Raw genomic sequence first — 11,566 nt, 5'->3', positions numbered from 1 at the left:
ACGAGGGGTTTGGCGATTTCTCATCCTGCCGCCGAAGGACCCGTCCTCCTCACATCCCGACCATGTCGGCGTCTACAACGTCATGACCCGCAACAACTAGCTGGGACTGACAAACCTCTCCCTGCTAAGCGGCTAGCCGAGATACCCCCTAGGGGTAAACCGGTACGCTGTCCTCATGAACCTTGCTACTTTCGTCGGTCGCCGCGTTGAGTTTGTGGGGACGTTCGGCGCTATCGCTACGGTCCTTGTTATCGGTGGCTGTAGCAACGGCATGTCGACTCACGCGACGAGCACCACGCCGGGTGTATCGGCGGCATCGACCGCGCCAACAATGTCGAGCATGCCGGGGATGACCGAGCCAATGCTCGCTGGAGATGGGCTGTCGGCATCGCAATTCGGGTTCACGCTTGTGCCCGCCGCCACCATGCTCACGGCCAACACCGCCGGCACCTTCACCTTCAGGATCACTTCGCCCGACGGCGAACCAGTCACTCAGTTTGTCCCCGAGCAAACTAAGCTGCTGCACTTCTATGTGATCCGCTCGGACCTGACAGGGTTCGCGCACTTGCACCCCATCATGGCCACTGACGGCACCTGGACTGTCGCGTTACCCGCGATGACGCCGGGTGACTGGCGGGCTTTCACTCAATTCACCGCCCGCCACCCGAGCGATGTAGCCGTTCCGTTGGTGCTTTCGACACCGCTGACGGTGCCCGGACAAGCCACCACCGCACCCCTGCCTTCGTCGAGCAACATCGCCAGCGTCGACGGCTACACGGTCTCCGTGTCCGGGCAGCCCTCCGCAGGCCAAAACAGTTCGGTCACATTAGATTTCAACAGCGGTGGTGAGCCTGTCACCGAGTTGCAGCCTTATTTGGACACTTATGCTCACGTCACCGCCATCCGGGCCGGAAACCTGGCTTTCGCACACATGCACCCGAGCAGTCCGGTAACTAGGGACCGGGGCGGCCCGAGCCTGAGCATCGAGTCGGCTTTTCCGGCCTCCGGGAACTGGCGGTTGTTCATCGAGTTTCAAACCGCTGGCATCGTGCACACCGCCGAAATCACGCTCCACGTCAATTGAGACATGGACCTTGTAGGTGCGCCACCGGTCCGGAGAGTTCGATTCGGTACCTGATCGCGGCCATAACATCAGCAGCATTTCGGCTAAGCCGGTCAATCCTTGTCAGCAAAATCGACTCCACGTGCGCGTCGGGAGTGATCGAGAATATTGTCCTCACGCAGCAATTAGACCGAGATCCACGCGATACCCTACCGGGGTACTGTTTTGGGCTATGAACGAGACTGAAACCTGCCACTGTAAATCCACCGGTTGCACGTGCAACGACTCCGCGTGTATCCACGCAGCCAGTTGCAAGTGTGGTCACCCCAAGTGCGCGTGCAACCACTGATCACCTTCAGCCAAGGCCTCGAGCGCCTGTCGGTGCCTTGGCTGTTCGCTGGAACCCGACTAAAAGAAAAGTTGAGGCGTCGGCAACCGTATACCTGCTCCGCAGTCAGCTTGAGCCGCAGGTAAAACAGCCCGCGAAGCAGAACGCGATGGGATCGGCCGAGACATCGAGTGTCCTGGGGTGACTCTACTGGCCGCGCTAAATCAGCATTCGGCCGCCGAAACCACCCACCGCCACGCTGGAACGAAACCCCGCCTCCGGGCGGTGCTCGGCGCACCCGTTACGCCCGCCGAATTATCAACCGACGAACTGAAAGGCAGAACTGGTGAAGAATTCGCTGCGCCCAACTCGGCGCGGGTGCCGTTTGCCCCCTGATTACGCCGACCGTTCGGCGTAAGACGATGGTGTCAACCGAGACATGTGGGTGGGCAAAGAGCCGAACGGTTCAGCCGCACGGGAGCAGACATTTGCCATTTGCTATCAGCCGTATGCGCGAGGGGTTCGACAGCGAAACACGGCTGTCATGGGTCCTGGCCGCGCTGGCCGGATTGATTGGTGCCGCGGCGTTCACTCACTCCGCCGGATACTTCGTGACTTTTATGACCGGCAACACCGAACGTGCCGCGTTGGCATACTTTCGCGATCAGCCCTGGCCCGCAATAACAGCGGCGCTGTTGGTGGCAGCCTTTGTCGGCGGCGTGGTGGTTGCGTCATTGTGCAGACGCCATCTTTGGGTTGCACATCCTCATGGCCCGACGGTCCTCACCGCCTTGTCGCTGGGGGGCGCCACCTCCGTCTGCCTCGCCACACATGGGTGGTCGGCAACAGCGGACCTCTCCCTCGAGCCAATTCTTTTTGTCGCGTTCGGCGTAGGTGCCCTCAATACTTCATTTGTCAAGGACGGCGAGGTGTCAACCCCGCTGAGCTACGTGACCGGAACGCTCGTGAAGATGGGCCAGGGCATTGAACGCCACATCAGTGGCGGCTCAGCAGCCGCGTGGTTGGGATACCTTCTGCTGTATATAAGCTTCATCGTGGGTGCCACCATCGGTGGTTCTATTAGCTTGGTAGCAAATGGATCTCAGATGTTGACAATCGCCACGATCTTGTGCTCGCTCACCGCCGGATACACCTATTTCCATGCCGACCGACGTGTCCTTTTGAAGGAGTCAGATAGCAGACGTCCATCTCGCCTTTCACTGCTGAGAATGACCCGGTTGGTTAGCCCGCTCGGGAATCAGCCGCCGACGAACTGAAAAGGCACAGTTGGTGAACAACGCGCCGCGAGCAACCCCCCCGTGGGCTCACGACATGCTTACGCGCCGAAGCTACGGGGGTTGACGCAGCTGATAAATTATCGGCGATTGTTAGAATACTGAAATCAGCTGGCACACAGCGTAATCGGCAGCATACAAACCCTGCATATTCCTTACGGTTTTTGCAGGGTATTCGTGGCTGTCGGTCGCAGGCTTTGAGTACCCAGGGGCGTCGGGTATGGCTTGCCATATTCTGCCTTGTGATGGCTCGGATCGATTGGCCGCCCGGCGTTCCGCGACGACTCGAGAGGTGCGATGCAAATCGCTGTGTAAGGACACGTCGGCGTAGTCGTCTGGTGGGTTCAAAGACCGACAACGAACACCGAGGTGGTTGTGCCACAGCAACTATGGGCCGGCGTTGATGCCGGCAAGGCAGAGCACCATTGCGTCGTTATCGACGTTGACGGCAAGAGGGTGCTCTCGCGGCGGGTAGCTAACGATGAGGCGACACTAGGAGAGTTGATCAATGCGGTCACCGCGCTGGCTGATGGTGGCGACCTCACCCGGGCGATTGATCTGGCCGGTGGTGGTGCTGCGTTGCTGATCGCCCTATTAACGGAGGCCTGCCAGCGGCTGCTCTATATCCCCGGGCGAAGTGTCTATTGCGCGTCGGGCAGCTATCGCGGCGACGCGAAAAGCGCCGCGAAAGACGCGGCGATCATCGCCGATCAAGCCCGGATGCGCCGTGATCTGCAGCCGTTGCGTGGCGGCGATGAGATCACTGTGGAGCTGCGCATCTTGGCTGCCCGGCGCGCTGATCTGGTGGCCGATCGCACCCGAGCCCTTAACCGGCTGCGCGCTCGGCTGTTGGAGTGCTTTCCGGCCCTCGAGCGGGCGTTTGACTACGGTCAACACAAGGCCGCGCCGATCCTGTTCACCGGTTACCAAACCCCCCGAGGCACTACGTCGCGCCGGCGCCGCGCGGCTGGTCGCCTGGCTGCGGAAACGCAAGGCCCGCACTGCCGAGGCGGTGGCCGTCGCCGCACTCGAAGCTGCCCATGCCCAGCACACGGTGTTGCCCGGACAAGATCTGGCCGTCGCGATGGTGGCCCGGCTAGCCCAGGAGGTGATCAACCTCGACACCCGAAACCGCCTACACTGAGACAATGATCGGGGAGCGATTTCGCCGCCACCGGTACGCCGAAATCATCCTGAGCTTGCCCGGGTTCGGGGTCATTCTTGGCGCCGAATTCCTCGCCGCGACAGGGGGAAACATGAGCGCTTTCGACTCCGCCGATCGTTTGGCTGGTATCTGCGGGCTCGCACCGGTACCGCGTGATTCCGGGCGCATCAGCGCAACCTCAAACGCCCCCGCCTCAATCACCGACGACTCTTGCGCACCTGCTATCTTGCCGCTCAAAGTGCCGCCCGCACCAACCCCGCTTCCCGGGCCTACGAAGACCGCAAACGTGCTGAGGGCAAACACCCACCGACAAGCAGTCCTGGCCCTGGCCCGGCGACGCCTCAACGTCCTGTGGGCCATGCTGCGCGACCACACCACCTACCAAATCCCAACCGCCGCAGCGGCTTGATAAACCCATCGAGAATCGATCCCGCCGTGTTCCTGCCGCATTACGGGCGGGGGGAGAGGGTGTTTGGGACATGGGCAGTCTGGGTCGTTTGGGACGGTCGGGGTTTTTTGGGACGTTTAGGGCCTATCGGGTCTATCGGGCCTATCGGGCCGCAGTTGAGGCCGACAATGCAACCGCGCAGACTAGCCCCGGGTCTACCCTCGGCGACGCCTACGGGAGGGGCCGGAGGTGTGGGTGCTGGCGTCACGACGAACGCAGTTGTCGTCATTCTCGGCGTGCTTGGCAACTTGTCGTCGCCCCCACCATTAAATCCGACCGCCAAAACAACTGCAGCCGCGCCACCGACCAGCGCGAGCGATTTCCCAATTTCAGATTTCATTAGATTCTCTCTTCTCTATCGTGTTGTCCGCTTACTCCCGCGGTCGTGCGCCGAGACCCAGACCGGGTAGGGAATTGAGGCCCCAGCACGCGGGGCAAAAGGCTTGTGGCGGCGAGGGATCTTCCGCACGACCGTGGTGATCGTTTGGGTTCTTGATCGAAAGCTCATCCGACGATGAGCCAAGCCACCACGAGCGTGGTCCGATCGCCGCTTCGACAGCGGGTTCTCGCTTTAAAGTGCGCCCTTGACAAGGTCATTGGTCACTGGCCGCGCGAACGAGGTGCAACGGCCTGACGCTGACCGATCAGCGACGCGCTAGACAGAACCGCGTCAAGACATCTCGACCCGCAAGGGCGACGGGGACGCCGCGGGGCGGGCCCCGCCTCGCCGCTGTCGCATCGTGGATAGCTGAACCGAGGATGGTGGTCACCGCTAGGGCGGTCCCCAGCGCGACCAGAGCCTTGGGCGACAGTGGCAGCACCGCCATCGCGAACGCTTGGGGGCATGCCGGTGACACCGTGCAGTCGGCAGCCGAATGGTCAGCGTTGACGGCGAATCCGGCGCTCGGGGATGCGTAAGAGGTGTGTGCTGGATTCGATTGAGAAGGCTCGGATGGCGCCAGCCAACAACCGGCGACGCCGACGAGCGCCCACACCGTGACTACGATCATCGTGGCCGAGCGTCCCGTGCGCGCCTTCGATTGCGGTCGTGGGGCTCTGCGAGAGATTGCGAAGAGCGAGTGGAGCGCTGTGCTCGCCACAATCACCACCAATCTTGTTCGCGCTTTCGGCGGTCTGCCGACCCAAAATCCAGTGTTATCCTTCCAGTGGACTAGAAGGTCAAGGGAGGGGCGCATGCAGATCGGCGAGCTGGCGAAACTGGCCGACACCAGCGCCAAAACCATTCGCTTCTATGAGGACTCGGGGCTGCTACCGCCGCCCGCGCGCACTGCGTCGGGTTATCGCGACTTTCGGCCTGAAGTTGTGGAGCGGTTACGGTTCATCCGTCGGGGCCAAACGGCCGGGCTGACCTTGCGGAAGGTCCGGCAAATCCTGGCGATTCACGACCGTGGCGAGGTGCCGTGCGGGCACGTCCGACAAGTCCTAACCGCTCGCCTGGACCAAGTCCGTGCGCAGATCGCCGAACTCAATGCGCTCGAAAGTCACTTGCAGGCCCTTCTTGACTACGCTTCGCAGGCCGTACCGACCGAACACGACCATTCCACGGTGTGCTGGATCTTAGAAAGCGACCTGGATGCCGGCGCAACCATCGGGCATCGTCATCCCAGCGACGAGACAATCAGTACGGGCGGCGTATAAGAACCCGCGAAAGCCGTTAATTCCTAGGCTATTCGGCTACGGTCACGTCAACACCTTGGGCGCCCGGTGATCTTGCGCTGGCGGGCACCGGCTTCACCGCGGCCCGGGCGTCGAGGTCCCACCGCCTCCATTTTATGAGATGAGGTGGGTGACAAATGTGGGATGTACCAGTAGCGCGACGCCGAGGACGACGAGTGCTGCCGCGGTCGCATGCCTGAGCTGGTCGCCGAAGGGCGTCACTTTTTCCAGCCAGATGACGACCGACAGCGCCAGCATCCACCCCAATTGCATTGTGCCAAAAGCGATTAATACCAGCATTAGCATCCAACAAGAACCAAGACAGTAAATGCCGTAACGGCCTCCGGCGAGCAATGCGCGGGCTGGACTGTTGAGGTTGTTGCCGGACGCGCCGGACAACAACGTGGTTCGGCGGCAATAGCGCAGGCATGTCGCCTTGAACGGCGTGAGCTGATGCAGCCCCGCGATCAGGGCCACCGCGCCGGCGACGCGGCCGACCCACGGACAGCTATGGAGCACCGGGTTCAGATGGGTCGACGCGAAAAAGGCCGGCACGCCAACAGCGGTCCACACGGCCAGGTATCCGGTCACGAAGACGATCGCCGCAGCGGCCCTGCCGCCCGCGGCGCGGGCGTAGCGGCCAACCACTGGCAATGCCGCGGGGAGCATCATGGCAGCCATCATGGCCGCCCACGCAATGAGGAACGCGGCCAGCGACATCGTGGATTGGCTGTCCATCGGCATGGCGTCACCACGCATACCCGCCGCACTGACCACTGACCACCACCAACCCAAACCCGCCAATCCCAACAGCACTGCCGGCAACCAGATATCAGTCCGCGACCATGCACGCCCTTGGCCGTTGTCCACTTAAGACACTCCCTTCAGTGATTCCCCGAATGCGATAACTACTCGAACAGTACCCACCCCGGGTGGGGTGGGGTATGCTCGGACGAATCGGATGTCGATGGGAGCGATGAGGCGGCTATGAGCGAGGAATTGACAGCGAAAAAGCACGCGGCGCTGAACCGGCTCAAGACGGTTCGCGGCCACCTCGACGGGATCATTCGGATGCTGGAAACCGACGCTTACTGCGTGGACGTGATGAAGCAGATCTCAGCGGTGCAGTCCTCGCTCGAGCGTGCCAACCGGGTGATGCTGCACAACCACCTGGAGACGTGTTTTTCCTCGGCGGTGCTCGGTGGCCGCGGACAAGCCGCCATCGAAGAGTTGATAGATGCCGTCAAATTCACCCCAGCATTGACCGGCCCGCAGGCCCAGCTAGGCGGCGATGCGGTCGGCGAACCCAGCGACAAAGAGCCGGCGACGGCAGGCAGCCGCGAGTAACGACCACCAGCTTTTGGTGCTGGCCATTAGCTACGACAGCCACCGTGTGGCTGAGGAATAGAGATGAAAGGGAGCGTTGAAGATGTTGGTGCTGCATGGATTTGTGGCCAAGGCGGTACCCACCGTGGTGACCGGCGCGGTGGGGGTTGCGGCCTATGAGGTGCTGCGCAAGGGAATCGCGAAGGTTCCGCTGCGCTCGGCGACCGTCACCCTCACCGCCTGGGGCATCCGCGTGGCCCGTGAGGCCGAACGCAAGGCTGGCGAGAGCGCTGAGCGGGCTCGCCTAACCACGGCCGACGTGATCGCCGAGGCCAAAGAACGCATCGGGGACAACGTCACACCGGTGGTGAGCGACCCGGGCAACACCGATGACAACTGACACCGTCGCCGATGGCGAAGTCAAGCTGAAGGTCGTCTCGGACGCGTCGGGACGAATGCGTGTGCAGGCCAGTGGGTTTCGCTTCGACACGGTTCGGGCCGTCGCGATCGAGGACATGGTCGCCAGCGTGAGCGGCGTGGATGCGGTGTACGCCTACCCACGTACCGCATCGGTCGTGGTGTTGTATTCGCCCGAAAGTTGCGACACCGCTGCGGTTTTGGCGGCGATCACCGAAGCGCGGCACGCCCCGGCGGAATCAGTGCCCGCGCGTGCCCCCCACTCGGCTGATCCCCGCAACACCGGCATCGTGCGAAAAATTGCGGGCGGCATTCGTCGGCTGTTCGTCCGCTCACCCGACGGTGATCAGCCGACCAACACCGGTGGCGGCTGCGGGTCGGGGCCGGCCAGCTGTGGGCAGCTGTCACCGCGCGAGGACAACCAGCGCCAGCGCCGGACGTGGCTGCGACGGCTATGGCTGGCCATGCCGCTAGGGCTGCTAGCGATGGCATCGCCGATGCTGTTCGGTGCCTACCCGTGGGCGGGGTGGTTGGCCTTCGCCGCGACGCTACCGGTGCAATTCGTCGCCGGCTGGCCATTCCTCAAAGGGGCAGTGCTGCAAGCGCGAGCGTCGAGCGCCAATATGGACACGCTGATCGCGCTGGGCACATTGACCGCTTTCATCTACTCCACCTATGAGTTGTTCGCTGGTGGCCCACTGTTTTTCGACACCGCCGCGTTGATCATCGCGTTCGTCGTACTGGGCCGCTATGTCGAGGCCAGAGCCACCGGCAAGGCGTCGGAGGCGATCAGCAAGCTGCTGGAGATGGGCGCCAAGGAAGCCTCCCTGCTCGTAGACGGCCAGGAAGTGCTCGTCCCGGTCGACCAAGTGCAAGTCGGAGACCTGGTGCGGGTCCGGCCCGGCGAGAAGATCCCCGTCGACGGTCAGGTTGTCGACGGGCGTGCCGCCGTCGACGAGTCGATGCTGACCGGCGAATCCATCCCGGTGGAAAAAACCGTCGGTGACCATGTCGCCGGAGCCACCGTGAACGTCGACGGCATGCTAACCGTGCGCGCCACCGCCGTAGGGGCCGACACCGCGCTGGCCCACATCGTGCGCCTGGTCGAACAAGCCCAGGGCGGCAAGGCCCCCGTGCAGCGGTTGGCCGACCGGGTCTCGGCGGTGTTCGTGCCGGCCGTTGTCGCGGTTGCCGTCGCGACGTTTGCCGGCTGGACGGTGCTGGCCGGCAACCCGGTCGCGGGCATGACCGCGGCCGTCGCGGTGCTCATCATCGCCTGCCCATGCGCACTGGGGCTGGCCACCCCCACCGCGATTACGGTCGGCACCGGCCGGGGCGCCGACATGGGGATCCTGGTCAAGGGCGGTGAGGTCCTGGAGGCCTCCAAGAAGATCGACACTGTGGTGTTCGACAAGACCGGCACCCTCACCCGCGCCCAAATGCAGCTCACCGATGTCATTGTCGGTAAGCGCCGACAGCCCGATTACGTGCTGGGGATCGCCGCCGCCGTCGAATCGGGCTCCGAACACCCGATCGGCGCAGCCATCGTTGCGGGTGCCCGCGAGCGCGATCTCAAGATTCCGGCCGCCACGGCGTTCACCAACGTCGCGGGCCACGGAGTGCGCGCCGAAATCGACGGTCACCCCGTGTTCGTCGGGAGACGCAAGCTCATCGACGAGCACAATCTAGATCTACCCCAGCACCTTGCCGCAGCGTCTGCAGAACTCGAAACCCAGGGCCGCACTGCGGTGTTCGTCGGCCGCGACGGCCAGGTTGTGGGCGTACTCGCGGTGGCGGACACGGTCAAGGACGACGCCTCCGCCGTGGTCGCTCAACTGCACGCGATGGGACTACACGTCGCCATGATCACTGGCGACAACGCCCGCACCGCAGCTGCGATCGCCACGCAAGTCGGCATCGAGCGAGTGTTGGCCGAGGTGTTACCCGAGGACAAGGTCACCGCAATTCGGGCACTCCAAGACGAGGGCCGGGTGGTCGCCATGGTGGGCGATGGCGTCAACGACGCACCCGCACTGGTCCAAGCCGATCTGGGAATCGCAATCGGCACCGGTACCGACGTGGCCATCGAGGCCTCAGACATCACCCTGATGTCCGGCCGGCTCGACGGCGTTGTGCAGTCGATCGAGCTGTCGCGGCAGACGCTGCGCACCATCCATCAAAACCTCGGCTGGGCCTTCGGCTACAACACCGCCGCCATCCCCCTTGCCGCACTCGGCTTACTCAACCCCGTCATTGCTGGCGCCGCGATGGGATTCTCCTCAGTCAGCGTCGTCACCAACTCACTACGGCTACGCCGCTTCGGCCGCAACACCCACCAGCAATCGGTCATCAACCGCCAACCTGCACCGGCATTGACCCAGTGACTTGCAGAGAAGAACGAGAGAAGCGATGACAGACACAGCGGATTTAGCTGCAGCAGAAACTATTTCACCACTGTTGAGGTTTAGGAGGCAATGCGATGACGACTTGGTACGGCGGCTGGGGCTGGTGCAGCCCAATGGTCAATACGCCGGCAAAGCTGCTGTTGTTGGGCGCCGTCTTCACGGCCATCATCCTTGCGGTGCGGTCTGCCGGTAGGCGGTCAAACGATCCGCCCGCCGCTGCGCCTTATGGCCGGCCCGAAGGCGTGGTAGCGGCCCCCATTCCCCGAAGCAAACCAGACAACGACGACTTTTACCGACGGTTGATGTAGGCCCGTAAAGCCCTGAACGCCAGGTTCGTTCACCGCAGACACACGACCAAGGTTCCCGGGAGGTCATCACATGGCTAAGCTCACCCGACGGGCAGTACTCGCTACACTCGGCGCCAGCGCGGTGGCGGGTATCGGGTACGCGCTTCGCGGCGTCCTTGGTCCGCCCGTGCTGCGCATTCGCCTAACCGACGGCGGCATGATGGGTGCCAGTCCGGCCGACATGAGCCTCTACATGGACATGTTCAACCGACACACTGAGATCACCCGCACCGTCGAGGAGATTCCCGGCGGCGTACGCACCACCACCCAATCAAACGCCGCCGAGCTCACCGCCAAACTGCACGCACACGTATCAAGCATGTACTCCCACCTCAACCAGGGCTCCGAAGTCATGTGCATGAGCCAAAGCCTGCCAACACTATTCCGCAACGCGGGCAGCTACCGCCGCCAGCTGACGCTGACTCCCACCGGCGTCATCGCCGAGGAAACCTCCGACGATCCCATCCTTGCCGACGCAATCCGCGCCCACGCTCGTGAAGTCACCGGCTTCGTACGCGACGGAATGCCCCCGATGATGCAAGGCATGATGGGCGGAATGATGGGACCTGGCGGCCGACCATAGTCGCCGGCAACGCTGCAGAATCTCACTGTTCTTGTTGGAGCGAAAGGCGGGCTCCTAGCCCCTAAATGGGGGCTGTCCTGAACAACCTGAATCGAACTCCAGATGCGGTCGCGCTGGTTGTCGACGACGCATGATGGGACTAGACGCCGAAGTTGCGGACAAGGGAGGCGGCGTGGCGAATCTGTCGGAGCTTCAACATCCGCGGTTTGCGCGGGTGTATCAGCGGATAGCGCCGATTCCGAGATCCGTGGAACGGCCGAATACCGAGACCGCGCGCTGGCTGGGCTGAGCGGGCGTGTGATCGAAGTCGGCGCCGGCAACGGAATGAACTTCGCGCATTACCCCGGGACCGTGGCCGAGGTCGTGGCGGTCGAGCCAGATGATCACCTGCGACGATTGGCCAAACGGGCCGCCGCTAACGAAGTGACGTTGTCGGCGCTGTTGGAGCTGATGGGAAAGATCTTTTCGCCGAAGAATCCGCCAACGTTGTCCTACAGGGCGGCCAATTGTCC

At 62.9% G+C, this 11,566-nt stretch carries 9 protein-coding genes and 3 pseudogenes; 11 read left to right on the top strand and 1 reads right to left on the bottom strand.

The window, feature by feature from the left end:
- Positions 1 to 349: 349 nt before the first annotated feature.
- From SKC41_RS31330 to SKC41_RS31315, 4 genes and pseudogenes are all read left to right on the top strand, one after another.
- Positions 350 to 1,084 carry a hypothetical protein gene (locus tag SKC41_RS31330; protein ID WP_330981527.1) on the top strand — a complete coding sequence of 245 codons (735 nt, stop codon included), beginning with the start codon at positions 350 to 352 and terminating at the stop codon, positions 1,082 to 1,084.
- A gap of 816 nt (positions 1,085 to 1,900) precedes the next feature.
- A complete protein-coding gene (locus SKC41_RS31325; RefSeq protein ID WP_330981526.1) occupies positions 1,901 to 2,668 on the top strand; it encodes a YoaK family protein in 768 nt (255 codons plus the stop codon).
- Positions 2,669 to 3,061: 393 nt separating this feature from the next.
- Positions 3,062 to 4,260 (top strand): annotated as a pseudogene (locus SKC41_RS31320) (IS110 family transposase).
- A 1,233-nt stretch (positions 4,261 to 5,493) separates the two neighbouring features.
- Positions 5,494 to 5,958, top strand: coding sequence for a heavy metal-responsive transcriptional regulator (locus SKC41_RS31315; protein ID WP_330981530.1), 465 nt, complete (start codon positions 5,494 to 5,496; stop codon positions 5,956 to 5,958).
- 132 nt (positions 5,959 to 6,090) lie between these two features.
- Here SKC41_RS31315 and SKC41_RS31310 read toward each other — a convergent pair whose 3' ends face one another.
- Positions 6,091 to 6,846 carry a DUF2182 domain-containing protein gene (locus SKC41_RS31310; RefSeq protein WP_330981525.1) on the bottom strand — a complete coding sequence of 252 codons (756 nt, stop codon included), beginning with the start codon at positions 6,844 to 6,846 and terminating at the stop codon, positions 6,091 to 6,093.
- A 117-nt stretch (positions 6,847 to 6,963) separates the two neighbouring features.
- Here SKC41_RS31310 and csoR point away from each other — a divergent pair, with 117 nt between their 5' ends.
- The 7 genes and pseudogenes from csoR to SKC41_RS31275 form a co-directional block, all read left to right on the top strand.
- A complete protein-coding gene (csoR, locus tag SKC41_RS31305; RefSeq protein WP_330981524.1) occupies positions 6,964 to 7,323 on the top strand; it encodes a copper-sensing transcriptional repressor CsoR in 360 nt (119 codons plus the stop codon).
- An 85-nt stretch (positions 7,324 to 7,408) separates the two neighbouring features.
- Complete coding sequence (locus SKC41_RS31300; RefSeq protein WP_330981529.1) at positions 7,409 to 7,702, top strand: DUF1490 family protein; 294 nt, start codon at positions 7,409 to 7,411, stop codon at positions 7,700 to 7,702.
- A gap of 55 nt (positions 7,703 to 7,757) precedes the next feature.
- Positions 7,758 to 10,103 (top strand): copper-translocating P-type ATPase, encoded by a 2,346-nt coding sequence (locus SKC41_RS31295; protein WP_330981528.1) that lies wholly within the window; start codon positions 7,758 to 7,760, stop codon positions 10,101 to 10,103.
- A 95-nt stretch (positions 10,104 to 10,198) separates the two neighbouring features.
- Positions 10,199 to 10,432, top strand: coding sequence for a hypothetical protein (locus SKC41_RS31290; protein ID WP_330981523.1), 234 nt, complete (start codon positions 10,199 to 10,201; stop codon positions 10,430 to 10,432).
- Positions 10,433 to 10,502: 70 nt separating this feature from the next.
- Positions 10,503 to 11,054, top strand: a complete 552-nt coding sequence (locus tag SKC41_RS31285) for a hypothetical protein (RefSeq protein ID WP_330981522.1) — start codon at positions 10,503 to 10,505, stop codon at positions 11,052 to 11,054.
- A gap of 172 nt (positions 11,055 to 11,226) precedes the next feature.
- A pseudogene (locus tag SKC41_RS31280) lies at positions 11,227 to 11,468 on the top strand (SAM-dependent methyltransferase); the annotation flags it as partial.
- 3 nt (positions 11,469 to 11,471) lie between these two features.
- Positions 11,472 to 11,566, top strand: a pseudogene (locus tag SKC41_RS31275) (hypothetical protein); the annotation flags it as partial.

The organism is Mycobacterium sp. 050128 (assembly GCF_036409155.1).
Classification (GTDB): Bacteria; Actinomycetota; Actinomycetes; order Mycobacteriales; family Mycobacteriaceae; genus Mycobacterium.
Note: the sequence above shows the minus strand (reverse complement) of the source record. Positions and strands in the feature narration are given on the sequence as shown.